Annotated in this window: 18 protein-coding genes; 9 read left to right on the top strand and 9 right to left on the bottom strand. The window is 31.6% G+C overall.

Annotated features, from left to right (window positions below; translation table 11 throughout):
• Positions 1–648: 648 nt before the first annotated feature.
• From WAF17_RS08875 to WAF17_RS08855, 5 genes are all read left to right on the top strand, one after another.
• Positions 649–1,350 carry a porin family protein gene (locus WAF17_RS08875; RefSeq protein ID WP_338768969.1) on the top strand — a complete coding sequence of 234 codons (702 nt, stop codon included), beginning with the start codon at positions 649–651 and terminating at the stop codon, positions 1,348–1,350.
• Between the two features lie 142 nt (positions 1,351–1,492).
• A complete protein-coding gene (locus WAF17_RS08870; RefSeq protein WP_338768967.1) occupies positions 1,493–2,572 on the top strand; it encodes an acyl-CoA reductase in 1,080 nt (359 codons plus the stop codon).
• A gap of 118 nt (positions 2,573–2,690) precedes the next feature.
• Positions 2,691–3,827: a DUF3298 domain-containing protein gene (locus WAF17_RS08865; RefSeq protein WP_338768964.1), complete on the top strand. Its 1,137-nt coding sequence runs from the start codon at positions 2,691–2,693 to the stop codon at positions 3,825–3,827.
• Positions 3,828–3,966: 139 nt separating this feature from the next.
• Positions 3,967–5,151, top strand: coding sequence for a hypothetical protein (locus WAF17_RS08860; protein WP_338768962.1), 1,185 nt, complete (start codon positions 3,967–3,969; stop codon positions 5,149–5,151).
• Between the two features lie 147 nt (positions 5,152–5,298).
• Positions 5,299–5,883: a sigma-70 family RNA polymerase sigma factor gene (locus WAF17_RS08855; protein WP_338768960.1), complete on the top strand. Its 585-nt coding sequence runs from the start codon at positions 5,299–5,301 to the stop codon at positions 5,881–5,883.
• A 20-nt stretch (positions 5,884–5,903) separates the two neighbouring features.
• On the opposite strand, the gene WAF17_RS08850 is transcribed toward WAF17_RS08855, so the two are convergent.
• The 3 genes from WAF17_RS08850 to WAF17_RS08840 are packed head-to-tail and all read right to left on the bottom strand — an operon-like array spanning position 5,904 to position 9,750.
• The gene (locus WAF17_RS08850) at positions 5,904–6,953 is read right to left on the bottom strand and encodes a glycosyltransferase family 1 protein (RefSeq protein WP_338768958.1); all 1,050 of its coding nucleotides are present in this window, start codon (positions 6,951–6,953) and stop codon (positions 5,904–5,906) included.
• A complete protein-coding gene (gene asnB, locus WAF17_RS08845; RefSeq protein WP_338768955.1) occupies positions 6,950–8,881 on the bottom strand; it encodes an asparagine synthase (glutamine-hydrolyzing) in 1,932 nt (643 codons plus the stop codon). Before asnB ends, WAF17_RS08850 begins: the two co-directional genes overlap by 4 nt.
• Positions 8,882–8,895: 14 nt before the next feature.
• Complete coding sequence (locus tag WAF17_RS08840; RefSeq protein ID WP_338768952.1) at positions 8,896–9,750, bottom strand: glycosyltransferase family 2 protein; 855 nt, start codon at positions 9,748–9,750, stop codon at positions 8,896–8,898.
• 154 nt (positions 9,751–9,904) lie between these two features.
• Here WAF17_RS08840 and WAF17_RS08835 point away from each other — a divergent pair, with 154 nt between their 5' ends.
• From WAF17_RS08835 to WAF17_RS08820, 4 genes are all read left to right on the top strand, one after another.
• On the top strand, positions 9,905–12,121 hold the full coding sequence (locus WAF17_RS08835; RefSeq protein ID WP_338768949.1) for a 7TM diverse intracellular signaling domain-containing protein: 2,217 nt from the start codon (positions 9,905–9,907) through the stop codon (positions 12,119–12,121).
• Positions 12,122–12,141: 20 nt separating this feature from the next.
• Complete coding sequence (locus WAF17_RS08830) at positions 12,142–12,720, top strand: hypothetical protein (protein ID WP_338768946.1); 579 nt, start codon at positions 12,142–12,144, stop codon at positions 12,718–12,720.
• On the top strand, positions 12,710–13,447 hold the full coding sequence (locus WAF17_RS08825; protein WP_338768943.1) for a YggS family pyridoxal phosphate-dependent enzyme: 738 nt from the start codon (positions 12,710–12,712) through the stop codon (positions 13,445–13,447). The genes WAF17_RS08830 and WAF17_RS08825 overlap by 11 nt, the downstream gene beginning before the upstream one ends.
• 141 nt (positions 13,448–13,588) lie before the next feature.
• On the top strand, positions 13,589–13,903 hold the full coding sequence (locus WAF17_RS08820) for an HPF/RaiA family ribosome-associated protein (RefSeq protein ID WP_338768940.1): 315 nt from the start codon (positions 13,589–13,591) through the stop codon (positions 13,901–13,903).
• A gap of 79 nt (positions 13,904–13,982) precedes the next feature.
• Here WAF17_RS08820 and WAF17_RS08815 read toward each other — a convergent pair whose 3' ends face one another.
• From WAF17_RS08815 to WAF17_RS08790, 6 genes are all read right to left on the bottom strand, one after another.
• Positions 13,983–14,582 carry a hypothetical protein gene (locus tag WAF17_RS08815; RefSeq protein WP_338768937.1) on the bottom strand — a complete coding sequence of 200 codons (600 nt, stop codon included), beginning with the start codon at positions 14,580–14,582 and terminating at the stop codon, positions 13,983–13,985.
• A gap of 9 nt (positions 14,583–14,591) precedes the next feature.
• Positions 14,592–15,221: a hypothetical protein gene (locus WAF17_RS08810; protein WP_338768935.1), complete on the bottom strand. Its 630-nt coding sequence runs from the start codon at positions 15,219–15,221 to the stop codon at positions 14,592–14,594.
• A gap of 17 nt (positions 15,222–15,238) precedes the next feature.
• Positions 15,239–15,811 carry a hypothetical protein gene (locus WAF17_RS08805; RefSeq protein WP_338768933.1) on the bottom strand — a complete coding sequence of 191 codons (573 nt, stop codon included), beginning with the start codon at positions 15,809–15,811 and terminating at the stop codon, positions 15,239–15,241.
• A gap of 15 nt (positions 15,812–15,826) precedes the next feature.
• The gene (locus WAF17_RS08800; protein ID WP_338768931.1) at positions 15,827–16,126 is read right to left on the bottom strand and encodes a hypothetical protein; all 300 of its coding nucleotides are present in this window, start codon (positions 16,124–16,126) and stop codon (positions 15,827–15,829) included.
• A gap of 81 nt (positions 16,127–16,207) precedes the next feature.
• Positions 16,208–16,615 carry a hypothetical protein gene (locus WAF17_RS08795; protein ID WP_338768928.1) on the bottom strand — a complete coding sequence of 136 codons (408 nt, stop codon included), beginning with the start codon at positions 16,613–16,615 and terminating at the stop codon, positions 16,208–16,210.
• Between the two features lie 54 nt (positions 16,616–16,669).
• On the bottom strand, positions 16,670–19,564 hold the full coding sequence (locus WAF17_RS08790) for a class I tRNA ligase family protein (RefSeq protein ID WP_338768925.1): 2,895 nt from the start codon (positions 19,562–19,564) through the stop codon (positions 16,670–16,672).
• Positions 19,565–19,720: the final 156 nt, after the last annotated feature.

The raw sequence follows: 19,720 nt of genomic DNA, 5'->3' as shown, positions 1-19,720 counted from the left end.
TAATCTTTAATGATGATAAATGGTAATAGCTATACAAATTTTGAAACAAAGTAACTCTTATCTCATTTTTTCTCATTTTTGTCAATAAAAATAATTTTCTTGTAGAACAGAATTAGTTTTGTCTATAATTTTTAGTATTTTTGGGTTCAAATTTATTTTTGACCAATTTTTAATAAAAATTCCAAAAAGAAATAAAATGTTTTGGGAAAATCATTCTGATACAAAAACGAATTACTAAACATAAACGGTCTTGTATTATGATGACATTTTCTTGAAAAATCTTTTTAAGAGTAAAACAAAGTATAAAACAGCAACTTTTTTTTATTTACATCAAATTTTTATTACTTTATTTTTTTATGTAAATTAACCTATTAATCTAACTGTATTTCTTACTTAATTTGGCTTATTAGACTATAATCAAGTAGTATTATTTAAGTTGAACGAAAATAGATATAGAGATAAAATAGAATTCAATAGCTTTATTCAGAAAAATAAGTGAATAAAATTTGCAAGAAATCAAAAAAAAATGCTTTCCTTTGCAGCAAAGTTTTCTATTTTGGAGAAAATTTACTTTTTTCGAACAAAATCCGTTATCTTACAACAACAACCTTTTAAATTATGAAAGTACCCTTTAACATTGAATTCTCTTTGAAACGTTCAATCCGTGCTATCGCTACTGCAGTATGTGCAGTCGTATTAACTTCAGGTGCTGCCTTTGCTCAAGACGGAGCTGGCGAAACTGAATCTAAACTTATGGTCGGCTTTAAGTCAGGCTTTAACCTTGCTGATATTCGTGTTGGTGCCGATACAGAATATTTCAGATACCAAGATGGAGCTGGTAAAAACTTTGCTCCTCAAATTCACGTATTCGGTCGTTATAACTTTACCAAATGGGTAGGTGCAGAATTAGAATTAGGCTGGACTCAAAATGCCTTCACTACTTTCTATGACAGAACAACTACTTACCGTGCAAATAACTTTCAAGCAAATGCTTTATTGAATGTACGTATTCCTGTTCTTTCTGTATATCACCCACGTATTTACGTTGGACCTTCTTATAACTACAATGCTTACACGTATAGCCGTGAAGTAGCTACTGTTGGAGGTTTTCCTTATGACCGTACTTATGATGTAACAAATAGCTTTGAGCCTCATGACATTGGAGCAATAGTAGGTTTAGGTTTACAGTTTGATGTAAAATTTGCTACTTTGTTAGTAGATACTCGTTACCGTCACGGATTCTCAAGATCTATTCGTAGAGCAGGTGATGTTACTGCTGCTAGTCAGCAAATCAATAAAGCAAGTTTTAGTGATGTTGCTTTCATGGTAGGTTTAGGTTTCAGTCTATAATCTAACCATTTATATCAATTGATATAAACCAATAAGAATTTATAAAAATCCTGTTTGAGTAATCAGACAGGATTTTTTGTGTTTATCAAAATGAGTTAAAGAAACTTTATACTAAAATATATGCTATATAATTTTTATATCTTTGCAGACTATTTCAAATTTGTATAACTTATTCTCTGTATTAGTAATGACACTTTCTCACCGTAAAGCTGCTTTAGTTGCACTAGGTAATTTTATAGATGCTCTCTCAAAAGAAGAAAAACAGCCTATTTTTCATCAAGCCTATATCCATAATAATTGGTTTACACCCGAAAATACAGAATTTGCTTTAGCATCTATTCGTAGTATGCTAACAAAAGAAAGTTTAGATAATTGGCTCAAAAACTATGATTTAGAAAAATTAGATAAAATAGGAGTAGATTTTCCTACAAAAAATGTGGGGTTAATTCTAGCAGGAAACATTCCTTTTGTTGGCTTTCATGATATTCTTTCTGTGCTTTTGAGTGGGCATACAGTTTGGATAAAGCCAAGCCAAAAAGATACAATTCTAATAGAAAAGTTAATAGAATGGGCTTTTGAAGTAGAACCAGCATTTAAAAACTATATTTCGCTTCGTCCTAACCTAAAAGGTGCTGATGCTTATATCGCAACGGGAAGTAATAATACAGCTCGTTATTTTGAGTATTACTTTGGAAAATATCCAAGTATTATTCGTAAAAACCGTTCGTCAGTTGCTATAATAAGAGGAGATGAAACACAAGAGGATTTAGAACGTCTGTCAATAGATATTTTTCAGTATTTTGGTTTGGGGTGTCGTAATGTTTCAAAGCTTTACGTACCAAAAGGGTATGATTTTGGAAAGTTATTAGATACTGTCTATTTGCAATGGAATTCTATGAAAAATCATAATAAATATGCAAATAATTACGATTATTATAAAGCTATTTATTTAATGGAACAGATTCATCACTTTGATGCTTTTAATCTTTTACTTACGAAAGATACTTCTATTTCTTCCCCTACTGGAGTTTTATATTATGAAATTTATCAAAATATAGAGGAAGTAAAACAGACTTTAAAAGAAAAAGAAGAACAGATACAAGTAATAGTTTCTACAGATGCGTGGTTTGAAAATAGTATTGAATTTGGACAAGCACAACACCCTAAAGTATCAGACTATGCTGATGGTGTTGATACAATAGCTTTTTTGATAGAGCTATAACTCTAAACATAATTAAAATTATTCGTTTCTTTTTCTAAAAAAATAGTTGAATTTTTTTATTAAAAACTACTACACTAACAATCTAATATACAAATCTAACACCTATTATTTTACTTTTATGAGAAAAAAGAAATTAACTTTCCTATTGTCTGTACGTTTTTTACTTATTTTTTTATTTGTTTTTTATTCTTTTGTACTTCTTGCTCAACAACCACAAAAACATACGGATTATTGTCATTTTACAGGAACAATAAATGGAAATTTGCCTATCGTAATGGATTTGATTCAAGATGGAAAAGAATACTTTGGGAGTTATTATTATAAAAAGTATAACTTACCAATAAATTTGAATGGCAAAGTGAATACTCAAGGCGAAATAGAGTTATATTCCTTGGATGATGAAGGTTATAAAGATGAAATTATTATAGGAAAAATAAATCAAAATACATTTGTTGGTACTTGGAAAAATAAAGATAAAACCAAAGTATTTCCTGTTTCTTTAGTGGAGAATTATTCGGAGAGTGTTAGTTTCGAATTTATTTCTACAAAAGATAGTACAAAATTATTCAAAGACAGAAAAGATACTCCTCAAGCTACTTTTTCAGATGTAATTGTAGAAGCAAAGCAAGTTCCACAGGGAAGTAATCTAGCTAAAATAAAAGAGCTACTGAAAAACTATCAATCTGTAAAGACAGAAGAAATATCACAAACAGCCAAAGAAACAATTGAAAATTCAAAAAAATCATTCTTCAAAGAATATTTAGAAGTAAATAAAGAGCAAGATGAAGAATATTTGTATGCTGCAAACTGGGTAAGTCAGAGCAATGCAGAAATAGTTTTTAATGATGAATATTTTGCCACTATTGCTTTCTCTAATTATATGTATATGGGGGGCGCACATGGAATTTCTAACAAAACCTATCTTGTTATTGATGTGAAAAATGGAAAAGAGATTAAACTGAAAGATATTTTTGATAGTAAAGGTTTGGCTATCTTAGAGAAGAAAATGATAAAAAAAGCCTATCTATATACAGGTTTTGAAAATCCTGTTTCGCTTCAAGATGCAGGTTATTTAGTTGATAAAATAGAAGTTACTGATAATTTTTCTTTAAGTGCAAAGGGAATAACATTTGTTTATCAACCGTACGAAATTGCTCCTTATGCAGCAGGAATGCCAAGTTTTTTATTCACTTGGGAAGAGTTGAAAGGCGTAGTCAAAGCAGACTCATCAGTTAAATCTTTGATGAAGAAATAAATCCAAAATGGTTTCATTGTTGTTTTAGTTAATGATAAATATTAGTTTAATGCAAAAATGTATTTTGGCATAGATTTTTGAATATACTTTTACAGATTTTTATCACTAAATTTAACTATTACCTAACTTATTAGAAATCATGAAAACTTATCTACCTAAAAAATCAGCAAGGTTTTTATTTTATCCTAACTCTTTTCTTGCTTCTTTATCTGCTTTTCTTGTCTTACTCTTTGTAATCTCTGCTTGTTCTTCTGGAAAAAAGGCTTTACAGAAAGGAAACTATTATGATGCTACACTAAAGGCTGTCGATAGGTTGCGCCAAAGTCCGAACAACAAAAAAGCACGCCATACGCTAGGAGAAGCCTATTATAGAGCTGTTGAAGAAAATTTGAGAACAACACGTACGCTAGATACAAAAGTAAATCCTCTCAACTGGGAAAAAATAGCTGAAAGCTATGGAAGAATTAATGAAATGGGAAATGAAATTCGCAGAAGCCCTGCTGCCCTACGCATTGTCAAAAATCCTAAGAGTTATTTAGCTGAAGAAATAAAAGCAAAAGATAAGGCTGCCGAAGCAAACTATAATGAAGCAGTAAGATTGATGTCTTTGAATACTAGAGAAGATGCAAAGAAAGCCTATTATCATTTTGTAAGAGCAAATCAATGGGTAAAAAATTATAAAGATGTTGCGCTTCAAATTCCGACTGCGAAAGATGCAGCTACTCTAAAAGTTTTGGTACAGCCGATTCAAGTTCCGAATTCATTTGGTTTGGGTAGAGATTTCGTGCAAAGTCAAGTAATGGAATATTTGAATACAAATCGTAGAATGAATGATTTTGTAACCTTTTATCTGTCTTGGGAAACACCTAATTATTGCTGTGCAGACCAACTCTTGATGATGAGTTTTGATGAGTTTACGGTTGGGCAAGTATTTATGAAAGAAAAAACAACAACGGCAGTAGATAGTGTTAGGCGTACGGTTCGTCTTGATGATGGGGTTACAAAAACAATTACAGATGCTGTAAAGGCAGATTATACGCATCACGAGCAGTATGTAGTTTCGAATGGTCTTTTAGATGTCAGAGTAATAGATGCAAAAACAAATAGAATATTGATGCAAGATAAATACCCTGGGGAATTTGTTTGGAGAAATGAATGGGGAACATATCAAGGAGACAAACGTGCATTGGATAATGAACAAACAGCAGCAATTAAGGTGCGTCCTGTATCTCCTCCACCTCCACAAGATTTGTTTGTAGAGTTGTTTAAGCCTATTTATGACCAACTTACAGGAAATATGAGACGTTTTTATAGTAGATATTAAAATAAAAACGTTATTTATTTGATAACCAACAAAAAGACCTTACAATTACTTGTATCTTTTATGGAGAAAACCTTTGTTGAATTTTATTTTCAATAAAGGTTTTTCTTAAAGAGATAATTTACACAAAAAACAGTATCATTTAGAATTATGGAAAATATTCCTCCCATAACGAGACTTCTTTCGGCTGCACAATCTGGCGATACACAAGCTATGGAAAAGCTTTTTCCTCTTGTCTATGACGAGCTTGTAAAAGTTGCACATAGTCTGAGAGTACGTTGGCAATCAAATTATACACTCAATACGACAGCACTCGTACATGAAGCTTATATAAAATTATCTGACCAAGAGAACAAACATGGGAGTGATTACTCAAGCAGAGGGCATTTTTTTGCTGTAGCTGCTAAGGCAATGCGCCATATTTTGGTAAATTATGCCAAGATGAAAACGGCCGAAAAACGAGGTGGAAAAGATATTGATGTAGATATTCAGAAAGTAGAACATATAATTGCTGATGAAAAAGTAGGGGAACATATTTTAAGCCTACATGAAGCCTTAATTACTTTAGAAAATCTAAATGAAAGACAAGGAAAAGTAGTAGAATGTCGTTTTTTTGCAGGACTTTCTATTGAAGAAACTGCTGATGCACTACAAATTTCGTCTGCAACCGTCAAAAGAGACTGGAATGTAGCAAAGGCATATTTATATAACCAGCTCAAAAACGATGTTGCATAGATATTCTCAATCCCTTGACCCTAATCCCCATTTTTCATTATTCTATCATACAATTCTACATATTGTCTAGTAACAGTTTTAGAGTTGAACCTTTTGATATTTTCTTTGCCTTTTTCTATCAGATTATTTCTGTAATCTTCTTCATTTATAATCTTCAAAATTCCTTCTTTTATTTCTTTTACAGAGTAAGGGTTTACTAAATGTGCTGCATTACCAGCTACCCAAGGCATAGAAGAAATATTACTTGTAATGATAGGTTTTGATAGAGTTTGAGCTTCAATGATTGGCATTCCAAAACCCTCAATCGTAGAGACAAAGGAAACCAAATCACAATTTTTATAAGTCAAAATTAATTCTTCAAAACTTACCTTATCTTCGTGTTTGTAGTCAATATTGAATTTTCTGAGCAGATCGAAATGATGCTCTGAAAGTGGTGCAATGATGTGAAGTTTACAATTAATGCCTCCTAAAGATTCAAAAAGCCGTTCTAAATTTTTATTGAAAGCTGCGCCTAATTGAAGAATAACGGGTTTTTCTGAATTAAATTTTTTAGGAGTATAATCTTGAGCAGCTTCTATAAACTTAGGAGAAATGGTTGTCGGAATGACAATTATTTTATTAGGGTTACAATTTGTATGTTTTATAATTTCATTTTTTGTAGCTTCCGAAACAGCCGTTATGAAACGAGCTTGTTTGACAGGAATATCCAACCAAAAGATTTTAAGGAATTTTCGTTTTAGTTTGCCTTTTATAGAATCAACGTTTTGCTCTAAAAAAGCACAATCGTGAATAGTAAGAATTGTTTTTTTAGGATTCAATCCCATTGTCAGAAAATGGACATCGCCTGTTATATGATTGATGTCACTCTTGAGTTGTTGAGTTTGTTTTTTTGCATCAAGAATATTTTTGATACGTGGCAAAATTCCATCACTAAAAAAAGGTGATTGATAAACAATTGGTTCTACTTTGTTTGAAATGGAAGGCAAGTAAGAACGAATATCTTCAAAATAAGATTCAATACTAAAGTTTCCAAACTGGCGAGGCTTTCGATGTAAATAAACGACTTTCAAATTTCTTTTATTTTGATTAAACTAGAATCCAAATTAGAAATAATAGAAGTCGGAGAAGCTGAAATCTGATGTTCTTGCAACCAGTTTTCTAGCACGACCAAATTCCAAACCCTTGCCCACGAAACTCTAGGGTCATTATCCAAAAATTGTCTCCAAACTTTCATAATTCCTTCTTCATTAAATTCAGGACGACTTGCTAGAGATTCAATGCGTTCATCACAAAAACCAAAAAGTTCATTTTTAAGCCAAATTTGCCAAGGAAGAGTAAATCCCATCTTCTGACGATTGATAACTTCAGAAGGAAGCAAGTCGCCTACCGAATCCGTTAATAATTTTTTGGGAGAGTGAGGATATTTGAAAGAATCTGGAACTTGAAGGACATATTCAATCAATTTATGGTCTAAAAATGGAACACGAATTTCTAATGTATGTACCATACTCATTTGGTCGGCATCACGCAAAAGAATATTTTGTAGATAGGTAAAGAGTTCGGCTACCGAAATTTTGGATAAAAAAGGAAGGTTTTTAAAGTCTTTTTGTCTTGCTAAACTTTTGAAAGCCGAACGTACTCTGTTTTCAGTCAGCTCATCTTTTCTTAAAAATGACTTAATGCGTTCATCCAAAAATACTTGTCGTATTAAAGGATAAGTGTAATCTAATTTCCAGTCTTTTTGAGAAAGTAATCCAAATAGCTTGTCAGAGGCAACAGAAGGACGATATTTTTGTCTCAACTTTCCTACATGAGATTTCAAAAAAACAGGTAGTTTTCCTATCCATTTGTTGTTGTTTAGCTTATTAAGCATCATAAAAAGGTCATAACCAGCAAAAAGTTCGTCTCCTCCTAAACCTGAAAGAGCCATATCAATTCCTTTTTCTTTAGTTACTTTCGAAACAATATAGGTATTTATTCCATCACCACTAGGATGATCCATAGCAGAAAGAGCCTTTGGAATAATATCTAAAAAGTCATTCGGTTTCAAGCGAATATCATGGTGTTCTGTTCCAAATTTATTAGCTACTAAATGGGCATATTTAGCTTCACTAAACTCTTCTTCATCAAAAGAAACACAAAAAGTCTTTACTTTTTGATTAGACATCTGGCTCATCAGCCCTACAATAATACTAGAATCTATTCCTCCAGAAAGAAAAGCACCAAAGGGAACATCAGCCACCAAACGTTTTTCGACAGCTTCATTCAGTCTTTCATAAATATCTTTTTTGATTTGCTTGTAGTTTGTAGCTATTTTTTGCTCAGTATGATGAGCTTGCCAGTAGCATTTTTCTATCCATTCGGTTTCAGAAATTTCTACATAATGAGCAGGTAACAACATACAAACATTCTCAATCATGGTGCGAGGGGCATGTACCGTCTGATAACGCAGAAAATCTTCTAAGCTATGATGGTCTAAATTTTTCGGGACAAACCCAGAAGCCAAAAGTGAACGCATTTCAGATGAAAAAACATATTTGTTCTCATCTCTGTAATAATATAACGGCTTTATTCCTAATCTATCTCTTACTAAAAAGATTTTTTTCTCTAAATTATCCCAAATTGCAAAGGCAAACATACCTTCAAACTTTTTGATACATTCTACTCCCCACTCTGCAAAAGCTGCCAAAATAACCTCTGAATCCGAATCTGATTTGAAAGGATAATTAAGTTGTTTTTTGAGTGATTTGTAATTATAAATTTCTCCATTAAAAACCATCACATAACGACCATCATGTGAGTGCATAGGTTGATGCCCTGCATTAGAAAGGTCAATAATAGATAATCTTCTATGTCCTAATGTTACACTATTTGTAGTTTCATCTTTCCAAATACCTTCATCATTACGCCCTCGGTGTGCCATTGCTTTATTCATAGCAGCTACTCTATGCACGTTGTTTTGTAGCGAAAAGTCTATAATTCCATTTATTCCACACATAATTCAAGTCGTAATTATTTTTTATTTTTTAATAATTCTTCAATTTTAATATCTATAACAATTCTAAACCAAAAACCTTGTAGGAAGTGAAAAATACGTCCTTCCTTTCCATCTAAAAAACCTAACTGAAAAAAGAAACGATATACGAAATAAATGCAGGGTCTCCAGTAAAGAGGTAGTTTCCACCAAATATTCTTCAAAAATGCAATTCTTTCATCAGGATTTCCTGAAAACTTGCGTGTGTTATGTTGAGAACGCAGTTTTTGGATTCGCTCCACTTCTTCTTGTGCTACAAGATTGCTATATTTGTTATGTTTGGAAAGCCAAAAAGAAATATCGTTTTCTTTTGTATTTTCTTCTATTAAAAAACCTTTTTTCCAAACTTTTGTTTTACCCTCAACGACGAAACGATGATCCATATTTTCATTTAGGTCGGAGTGTCCATATCCCTTTCGAAACATTTTGAGCAAATATTTTGGAAAGTAGCCACCATGTTTTATCCAACGTCCTCTAAAATAATTTTTTCTATTAAAATAAATTCCATTTATATCTTTAGCTACTGTATGTTCATCGAATATTACTAATTTTTGTTTTAGTTCTGGAGCAACAATTTGGTCTGCATCAAGCCCAATAATCCATTCTGTCTGAATATCAAAATTATGCAAAGCAAAATCCCATTGTTTGGGGTGGTTTTCAAATTTATTATAAATTACTTTTGCTTTATATTCTTCTGCAATTGCTAAGGTTTTGTCCGTACTGCCCGAATCCAATATAAAAAGAGGGGCATTCAAATCTTTAATTGATTCCAATAAGCGAGGCAGATGTACTTCCTCATTGAAAGTAAGAATAATAAATGAAAAATGAGACATAGAATAAGATTATCAAAACCCAATAAAGTGAGTAAAAATAAAAAACAATAGTGCTAGATTATAAGATAAGTACAAAATTATAAATTTTTTTCGTTTTTGCAGTAATAAATAAGTATTCGTATCTTTCTAGTATCAAGAATTATTTCCCCTTTTAATGAAATTTTTTAGATTACTTCTTTCTTGTATTCTAATTTTTACTCTCAACCATGCTTTTTGCCAGATAGGACAAAGAGAAAAAGTAGAGAAAGTAACTATTAACCCTTCTTTCGATACAAATCCGAAGGCTGTTTTTGATATAAAAAATGAAAGAATCATTCATGATAGTTTACTCAACTATGCTTTTGTGTATGTAGATTGTAGCAAAAAAAAGACCTTTCAAGAGATTGTAAATCTACAAAATGATTTTATACCTTATTCAGATACAGTAAGCTGGAATTCTAATTGTATTTACTGGGTAAAAATAACTATCAATAATACACTTCCTCACGAACACGAGTGGGTTTTGAATCTAGGAAAGGATTTGAATCTAGTAGATGTATTTGACCCTTTAGATGCTCTAAATGAATATGCTCACAAACGAAATGGCATTTTTGTTTCTCCTTCCGAAAGAAATATCGATGAAATAGTTTCCCAAACTAAAGTAAGGGTAAACTTTCTACCCAAATCAAGAAAGACATTATTTATTCGCTATCAAAATATCAATAATCGCCCAATAAAGGCAGATTTGAAGTTGATAAAGAAAGATAAATTTGAGCAAGATGTAAAGTATCGTAATCTTTCTCAAGGAATCTTTCAGGGGCTTATTTGGATAATGGTATTTTATAATTTTCTGATTTTTATTCTTAATAGAGAAAAAGTTTATTTATACTACTCTCTTTATCTGTTAGGAACAGGATTGTTTTTGATGGTAATGAGCAGTCTTGCCTTAGATGGAATAAATGGAGAGCTGTTTCATTATATATGGTATTTTGCAGGATTGTGTGTAGCTTTTTATTTTCTGTTTATGCGTTCTTTTTTAAGAACAGATGAGTTATTTCCACAGATGGACAAGGTAATAAAAGTTGCTATTTACGTTCAGTTTGTGGTGGTTGCTTTTGTTATGCTTTATCATTTGACGAAAGATATAAAGCTAATAGCTATTCTTTATTTTCTTTCTATCGGATTACAAGCCTTACTGATTTTGGTTCTTTTAGTTTGGTTGTTGTTCATTCTGAATAGCAAAAAAGCAAGTAAAAAAGTAAATAAAAAATTAACGTATTTCTTTATTGCTGGTTCGTTTGCCCTAATTCTAGGTGCAGCTTCTGGAAATATAATGAACTTCTTAGATCTTGTACCGAGAGCTGTTGGAGGAGCGTTCGTACAAGTAGGGATTGTAGCCGAAATATTGCTTTTTTCGATGGGTTTGGGGTATAGAATGAAACTCAATGAAAGAGAAAAACAAGAAGCTCAAGAAAAACTAATTGTTCAACTTCAAGAAAATGAATCATTACAAAGAACACTAAATCAAGAATTGGAAGAAAAAGTAATAGAACGAACACAAGAAATAGAACAACAAAAAGAACAAATCAATAAGAAAAATCATCAGCTAGAAGAAACAAACAAAAAAATGACAGACAGCATTACGTATGCTGCACGAATACAAGGAGCTATTTTGGGAGATATAAAGCTTCTAGAAGAAGAATTAGGAAATGCCTTTATACTCTTTCGTCCTCGTGATATTGTAAGTGGAGATTTTTATTGGCTCAAAAGAATCAAGGTAGAAGAAAAGACATATAAAATATTTGTAGTGGCAGACTGTACAGGACACGGAGTTCCAGGGGCTTTTATGACAGTTATGGGAGTAGATTCTTTGGAAGAAATAGTTGGACACGAAAAAACATGGCAACCTCATGAAATTCTTTACAAATTAGATAAACGAATTACGGCAGCCACCACACAGCGCAAAACTGAAGGAAGACAAATTCGTGATGGAATGGATATTGTGATTTTGGTCTTTGAGGAAGGAACAAATAAAGCCTATTTTGCAGGTGCAAAAAACCCACTTTTTCATATACGAGGAAATGAACACTTACTTACAAAAGGTTCTACTTCTGCTATTGGAGGCTCAACTAGAAAGGCAAAATCATTTTCTATGCACGAAATTACGTATCAAAAAGGAGATATATTTTATCTTTACTCTGATGGTTTTCAAGACCAGTTTGGAGGAGAAAAAGGAATGAAATATATGAGTAAAATATTTAGACAGAAATTAATAGAAATCTCTGACTTTCCTATGGAGACACAAAAAGAAATTTTGGATAAAGAATTTGTAGAATGGAAAGGAACACAATCGCAGACTGATGATGTGATTTTGGCAGGAATAAGAATGTAAATCAGAAATTAATTTAATCTATGGCAAAAATAGCAAAAGAGTTAAAGGAGGCAATTTGTCAAATGCCACAAAAAGAGAAAGATAAAATACTACTTCGTCTGATTGCAAAAGATGAACTACTCATTGCAAGACTAGAACATGAGCTTTTTGGAGACGAAAACGAAACAAAAGCATTAGCTGAAGAGATAAAAGAAGAAGTTGATACTATGGCAAGTTACAATCACGGAACACCTGGTTGGTTGATGATGGCAATGCGAACAGAAAACGGAGCAATTACTCGCCATGTCAAAATCACAAAAGACAAAAAGGGAGAAATAGAATTAACTTTGTATTTACTCTCCCAAACCTTCAAAAAACAAGAAAGTTTTCTGAAAAAATATGCTTATCGTGCTGATAAATTTGGAGCTTATGTTTGTAAGCGAATGGATTTTGCTTTGAAAAAACTTATCAAATTACACCCTGATTTACAATTTGATTATAAAAATGAAGTAGAATTTATACTTACTTTTCTGCATACTAATCTAGCAACAAAAGGTGATGCCGTCATACAAGATATTCCCAAAGATTGGGAAGGTTTTTTAGAAAAATATGGTAAATAAAAGTCAATTACGAATTAAAAATTACGAATTAGAAATGAAAGAGTCTATCAAAGAAAATTTAGATGAAATTTTATCAAAACTAGAAAACTCAGAGGCAAAATTAATTGCTGTTACCAAAACTCATCCTTTAGAAAAATTACAAACATTATATGATTTGGGCTTCAAAGCCTTTGGAGAAAACCGAGTACAAGAACTTACAGAAAAGTATGAAAAGCTACCAAAAGATATAGAATGGCATTTAATAGGAACTCTTCAAACCAAAAAAACGAAATATATTGCACCTTTTGTTTCGATGATTCATTCTGTTGAGAGTTTTAAGTTACTCAAAGAAATAAATAAAAGAGCTGCACAAAACGAAAGAGTAATTGAGTGTTTGTTACAAATGCACATTGCAGAAGAAGATACGAAGTTTGGCTTAGATGAAAAGGAACTCTATGAAATCTTAGAAAATGAAGAATTAAAAACCTTTGAAAACATAAAACTTGTCGGTCTGATGGGAATGGCAACCTTTACAGATAATGAAAATCAAGTTCGTTCAGAGTTTAAGAAACTAAAAAGTCTTTTTGATAAAATAAAGGAAAATCAAGATTCATTCAATGAAAATATGACAAAAAAGAACATAGATTTTAAAGAGTTATCTATGGGAATGAGTGGAGATTATCCAATTGCTATTGAAGAAGGTGCAACGCTTGTACGTGTAGGAAGTGCTATTTTTGGAAAGAGATAATTTTGTTGCATTAGCTTCTACGATTCTCATTTCTCTGAATTATTCTGATTAATTACAAACCTTCTATCAAAAATTGGTGTTAGTTATCAAAGGCTCGTTCTTTTTTATAAACTTATATTTTTTAACCTAAAAAAACACTTAATGAAAGTTCAATTTAACACAGACAACACTATTGATGGAGACGCAAGAACTCAAGAATTTTTTTCTGACTTAATATCAAAAAAACTAGATAGATATGATGAGCATGTTACTAGAGTAGAAGTCCATATTTCTGATGAAAATGGAAAAAAAGGAGGTCCTGATGACATAAAATGTGTATTAGAATCAAGATTTGAAGGAAGACAACCTATTACTGTTTCGGCACAAGAAGACACAATTGAAAAAGCTGTTTCATCGGCGATTGATAAAGCAAAAGCTGCTTTGGATAGTTTCTTAGGAAAAATACAGAATCGTTAAGAAAAGAAGTTCTTCTAATTCAGAAGCGATTTTTATGTAAGGTTTAGTCTATGACTAAGCCTTATTTTTTTGGTAAATATCAAGAACGAAAAGGATTTGAAGTATATTTGGAATTTGAATTTATCTGTGAAACTTTACTTTTAAAGTCTTTTAGAATCTCATTCGTTTTAGCTATTTCTTTACTTTCTGTATTTGTATCATAAATTCTATCTTTTGAAAAATAAAAAGCTCTTTCATGATGATACCCAAGAACCCAATTTAAAGTCTTATCCCAAATTATTTCATCAGAAGCAAAAAATATACTTTCCCAAAATTTAATTACCATTTTCCAAGTTAAAACAAATGCATGTGTTTCAGATTCTAACCAAAATACTTTTGTATCAAATTTAATTCCTCGCTTATAAAGCCATTTTTTCACTTCCTTGTCTGAATCTTCCTTCACTATTATACTTTCTTCTTTTTCAAAATATTGACTAACCTCTAAATCCAATATTTTTTGAGAATTTTGAAATTGATATAAGAATTTTGAAGCCTCTGGATTTAATGGAATAATTTGGTCTTCGAATTCTTTATATAATTCTTGTTCATTTTCTAATTCAAATTTCCATTTCAAAATATGAGTAGAAAGAGGAATAGCAAATTCTTCAATATTTTCTAAAGTAACTTTCTTGTATTTCATAGTGTTATTTTAGTTTTCAATTTCAAAAACCATATTATCACTTTCATAGAAGTTTATAAAAATACTATCATTTGATACATTAATATTTTGTATATCCTTTCCCATTAAGTATTTGTATGCATCACGTTTAGTAAATTCCACATCATTTCCTTCACTTATAACCTTTACAGAATGACCAGAATAAAAATATCCAATTCTAGTTTTAAAAATAAAATAATTTTTGTCTAAAAAGTAATAACCAGATTCAATACCACCACCACAACTAAGAAAACTTAAAACACCTTTTTTGTCATAATTGTAAACTTCATAATCAGACTGTTTATATACAGGCACATGTATTCGTAATGGCTCATAAAAATCATACGGAAATACAAGAGTAAGATGTTTATCAGTAGTGAAAATAATAGAGGAAATCCATAAAGCAACAGCAATATAAAAGGTAGAATATAATCTTACTAAAAGTTTAAATACTGGCTTGACATTGAGAGCAAACATTGAAATGCCACTTCCAAAAAGAAGAGCTATTAAAGCCATTTTTGCGTAGCTATTTAGTCCGAAATTATATCCATCAATGATAAATAAATTAACCACTAAAATAAGTAGAATGATGAAGTGAAATTTGATTAGTTTGGTTTTCATAGTTGTATATTCAGTATTTAATCAAGCTCAAAACTTCTACTAGAATTATCTTTAAATTCTATAAAAATACTATCGTTTTCAATTTTGATGTTTTTAATTTTCGAACCATCTAAAAAAGGAGCTAATTCTTCTACTTTTTCACCATTTATGGTTGTGTATTCTGTATAAGCAAATGTTGATGTATTCTTTGAGAATAGAAAGTTATTTTTATATACTTCATATCTACAACAGTTTCCCATAAAACCTTTAAATGCACTATGAATTTCATAATTATCTTGTTTATAAACAGGTGTGGAAGTATAAAATATTCCTACAAAAACACTTGCTAAGATAGCACCAAAAATTCCATCAGCTAACCAAGCCAAAAAAATCAGTAGTGGAGAAATTACATATAGAGAAAAATAAGCTGTTACAAATTTAAAAGGTTTGAAGAATGCAACAGAACCAACTAAAGCACTTCCATAAAGAAGAATCTTCAATCCAATTTTGATATAATTATTCAGTCCAATATCAAAACTTAGTGTAATTATGAAATTTACCACTAAAATAAGTAGAATGATGAAGTGAAATTTGATGAGTTTGGTTTTCATAGGTTTCAATTTGTTTTATGAAGCATTACCTAACCTAGCAAACTCCTCTTCATAATTGATGTTTTCTTTTTGCATCAAGTTATTATTTGGATAAAATTCATTAAGCAGACGGCTGAGTAATAAATAATTTTCTTCTGTCTGAACTTTAGAAGAGTTTAGTGTTTTTATTAGTTCTGCAATGTATTCAGACTTTTCTACTCTATATTGAGAAGCCATAAATTCAGAATCATTTTCACTATGAAGTTTTATCATTTTATTTACTTCATTTATCTGCTCAATAAGGTCTAATAATTTGTATATTTTATATTTGTCCATAATTTATATGTTTAAAATTTAATTTCTAAAAATCCTTTCTTCATTGAACGACCTCTTTTATTTGGTCTAGTCTTAGTAAACTTATGTATCCAACGTGCTATCACTTTGATAAAGAAAATACCTTTTATCATCAATAGAATAGGTATAAACTATATACGCATCTACTTCATAGATAGTTTTTGATGAACCTTTTCCAAAACTTTCTAAAAGATGGTGGATAGATTTTGTACTCTCAAAATCCAAAAAAGTAACTAAATCTATATCATTTGGATTTTCTTTTTTTGTAACAAAAGAACCATCAATCCATTGTGTTAATTCAATATCTTTACAAAGTTTTTTTAATTCTTTAGAGTAATTTAGATAAGAATCAAAATGATGTTTCCTCTGTCCTGTTGGCATTTCTAGCACAAAAAATTGTTCTAGCTCTTGTAAACTAGAAGGAATTACATCATTAGGAATCAAAAAGCCTTTATTATCAAATTCTAACATAAAATTATAAAAAAAACGAACGGTTCACTCAAAGTGAACCGTTCGATAAAAATATTAAATCACAATATTAACAATCTTCTTAGGTACTAAGATAAAACGCTTTGGAGTTTTTCCTTCTAGCCATTTCTGAATAGTTTCATCTCCCAAAACGTGCTTTTCAATATCTTCTTTTGGCGTTTCTAAGGCAAAAGACATTTTAGCACGTACTTTTCCATTTATCGAAACTGGATATTCAAATTCATTTTCTTTCAAATATTCTTCATTATAAACTGGAAATTCTGCCTTAATAATAGAAGTGTCTTTTTCTAAAGCAATATGCCAAAGCTCTTCGGTAATATGAGGTGCAAAAGAAGAAAGAATAACCAAAAACGGCTCTAAAATCTCTCTCTTGTGGCATTTCATCGAAGTAAGCTCGTTTACACAAATCATAAAAGCACTTACAGAAGTATTTAAAGACAAACGCTCAATATCATCTTCTATTTTTTTGATGGTTTTGTGAAGTGTCTTAAACTCTTCTTTTGTTGGCTTTTCATTTGTCAAAACCAAATCGCCATTATTGTCATAGAACAAACGCCATACTTTTCTCAAAAATTTCTGAACGCCATCAATTCCACTTGTATCCCAAGGCTTTGAATACTCTAAAGGACCTAAAAACATTTCGTACAAACGAAGCGCATCAGCACTATATTCTGAAACTACATCATCAGGATTGACAACATTATGAAGACGTTTAGACATTTTTTCTACTTGCGAACCACAAACAAAACTGCCATTTTCTTCTTTGATAAATTCTGCGTTTTCTGTCTCTGGTCTGAATTTTTGATACTTTTCAATATCTAAAACATCATCTTTTACCATACTTACAGGAACGTGAAGAGGAGTAATACTAATTTTTGTATTTGCTGGAATAGCTTCATGTCCTGCTACTTCGTTTATTCCTTCTATTTTTTCTGCATCAGAGGTTAGACTTTCTACTTGCTGATAAATTCCTTCACTCAAATAAACTTGGAAACCACTAATACGATAAATCAAACTAGATTTTCCTTGAATCATTCCTTGATTTACTAGTTTTTTGAATGGCTCATCAAAATTCAAAAATCCTTTATCGTGTAAAAACTTAGTAAAGAAACGAGAATACAACAAATGACCTACGGCGTGTTCTGCGCCACCGATATAAACATCAACTTGATTCCAATAATCTACAGCTTCTTTTGAGGCAAAAACACGCATATTTTGAGGGTCAGTATAACGCAAGAAATACCAAGAAGAACCTGCCCACCCCGGCATTGTGGTAAGCTCATAAGGATATTTTCCTTGATAAACAAAGCCTTCTGCACGTCCTAGAGGTGGTTCGCCTTCTGCCGTTGGCTTGTAACTATCTACTTCTGGAAGCATCAGTGGTAAGTCTAAGTCAGGTAAAGAATGAGGAATATCATCTTTATAGTAAATCGGAATCGGCTCTCCCCAATATCTTTGGCGACCAAAAGCAGCATCTCTAAGCCTAAAGTTTATTTTTCCTGTACCTGCTTTTTTCTCTTCTAGCTTTTTGATAGCTGCTTGAATGGCATCTTTTACAGACATTCCATCAAGAAAATCAGAATTCATTATTTCGCCTGTTTTTTCTGTGTAGGCTTCCAAAACATTTCCAGTTGAATCGGTTTTGGTTTCTTTGATTACTTTTATAATATCCAAACCAAAATGAGTAGCAAAACGAAAATCTCGCTCATCAGACGACGGTACGCCCATCACAACACCTGTTCCATACCCAGAAAGAACATAATCAGCGACCCAAATAGGAGTTCTTTTTCCAGAAATTGGATTAATTACATAACTTCCTGTAAAGACACCCGAAACAGTTTTTACTTCTGTCTGACGCTCTCTCTCCGAACGGTTTTTAGCAACTTTGACATAATTCTCTACGGCTGCTCGTTGCTCTTTCGTAGTAAGCTCATCAATTATTTCAAGCTCTGGGGCAAGGGCAATATAAGTTACTCCATAAATTGTATCTGGGCGAGTAGTGAAGGCAATAAGTTCTTTTAATTCTTCGCTTTTCCGATTATCCTTATTTTCTTCAATTTGAAAACTAAGTTCTGCACCGTAGGATTTTCCAATCCAATTTTTTTGCATTTCTTTGAGTGCATCTGACCATTCTACCTCTTCCAAACCACTCAAAAGACGGTCTGAATAAGCTGTTGTACGCATCATCCATTGAGGCATTTTTTTTCTTTCGACAGGATAACCACCACGCTCTGAAAGACCATCTTTTATTTCATCATGTGCCAACACAGAACCTAATTCGGCACACCAGTTTACAATTGCTTCTGATTTATATGCCAAACGATATTTTAATAAAACATCTGATTTTTCTTTTTCTGTAAAGTTTTTCCATTCCTCTGCTGAAAAAGAAGGCGTATCATCATCACAAGCTGCATCTACTTTTTGATTTCCTTCTGTTTCGAAAGTTGTAATTAATTTTTGAATTTCTTCAGCTCTTTCTGTTTCATTATTATAAAATGATTCGAAAAGCTGTTTGAAAATCCATTGTGTCCAACGGTAATAATCTGGGTTTGAAGTTCTGACTTCTCTTGACCAATCAAATGAAAAACCAATCTTATCAAATTGTGCTTTGAAGGTCTGAATATTTTGCGCTGTTGTTATGGCTGGATGCTGACCTGTTTCGATAGCGTACTGCTCGGCAGGAAGACCAAAAGAATCAAACCCCATCGGATGAAGAACATTAAATCCCTTCAAACGCTTAAACCTACTCAAAATATCTGAAGCAATATAACCAAGTGGATGACCGACATGAAGCCCAGAACCCGAAGGGTAAGGAAACATATCTAATACATAATATTTCGGTTTTGTAGTATCATTTTCAACTTTATAAACCTCTTTTTCTTCCCAAGCTAATTGCCATTTGGGTTCGATAAGACGTGGATTGTATTCCATTTTGTCGTATTTTTTCTTTTTGTTTCTATTTCTTTTTCTGTCAAAGTCATTTTGACGAACAATAGTTCAAAGGTACTAAGATTTTAAGAACATAGGAATTTTTTTGCACGTATAGATTGATTTTAGATTTTAAAGAACCAATTAAAGACATGATAA

This window comes from Bernardetia sp. ABR2-2B, from assembly GCF_037126435.1.
Lineage (GTDB): Bacteria > Bacteroidota > Bacteroidia > Cytophagales > Bernardetiaceae > Bernardetia.
Note: the sequence above shows the minus strand (reverse complement) of the source record. Positions and strands in the feature narration are given on the sequence as shown.

What these genes read in the sequence shown, in the direction of transcription:
- WAF17_RS08865 (WP_338768964.1), top strand. Translation starts at nt 2,691, where the DNA reads ATGAGAAAAAAGAAATTAACTTTCCTATTGTCTGTACGTTTTTTACTT.
- WAF17_RS08860 (WP_338768962.1), top strand. Translation starts at nt 3,967, where the DNA reads ATGAAAACTTATCTACCTAAAAAATCAGCAAGGTTTTTATTTTATCCT.
- WAF17_RS08855 (WP_338768960.1), top strand. Translation starts at nt 5,299, where the DNA reads ATGGAAAATATTCCTCCCATAACGAGACTTCTTTCGGCTGCACAATCT.
- asnB (WP_338768955.1), bottom strand. Translation starts at nt 8,881, where the DNA reads ATGTGTGGAATAAATGGAATTATAGACTTTTCGCTACAAAACAACGTG.
- WAF17_RS08840 (WP_338768952.1), bottom strand. Translation starts at nt 9,750, where the DNA reads ATGTCTCATTTTTCATTTATTATTCTTACTTTCAATGAGGAAGTACAT.
- WAF17_RS08835 (WP_338768949.1), top strand. Translation starts at nt 9,905, where the DNA reads ATGAAATTTTTTAGATTACTTCTTTCTTGTATTCTAATTTTTACTCTC.
- WAF17_RS08830 (WP_338768946.1), top strand. Translation starts at nt 12,142, where the DNA reads ATGGCAAAAATAGCAAAAGAGTTAAAGGAGGCAATTTGTCAAATGCCA.
- WAF17_RS08825 (WP_338768943.1), top strand. Translation starts at nt 12,710, where the DNA reads ATGGTAAATAAAAGTCAATTACGAATTAAAAATTACGAATTAGAAATG.
- WAF17_RS08820 (WP_338768940.1), top strand. Translation starts at nt 13,589, where the DNA reads ATGAAAGTTCAATTTAACACAGACAACACTATTGATGGAGACGCAAGA.
- WAF17_RS08815 (WP_338768937.1), bottom strand. Translation starts at nt 14,582, where the DNA reads ATGAAATACAAGAAAGTTACTTTAGAAAATATTGAAGAATTTGCTATT.
- WAF17_RS08810 (WP_338768935.1), bottom strand. Translation starts at nt 15,221, where the DNA reads ATGAAAACCAAACTAATCAAATTTCACTTCATCATTCTACTTATTTTA.
- WAF17_RS08805 (WP_338768933.1), bottom strand. Translation starts at nt 15,811, where the DNA reads ATGAAAACCAAACTCATCAAATTTCACTTCATCATTCTACTTATTTTA.
- WAF17_RS08800 (WP_338768931.1), bottom strand. Translation starts at nt 16,126, where the DNA reads ATGGACAAATATAAAATATACAAATTATTAGACCTTATTGAGCAGATA.
- WAF17_RS08795 (WP_338768928.1), bottom strand. Translation starts at nt 16,615, where the DNA reads ATGTTAGAATTTGATAATAAAGGCTTTTTGATTCCTAATGATGTAATT.
- WAF17_RS08790 (WP_338768925.1), bottom strand. Translation starts at nt 19,564, where the DNA reads ATGGAATACAATCCACGTCTTATCGAACCCAAATGGCAATTAGCTTGG.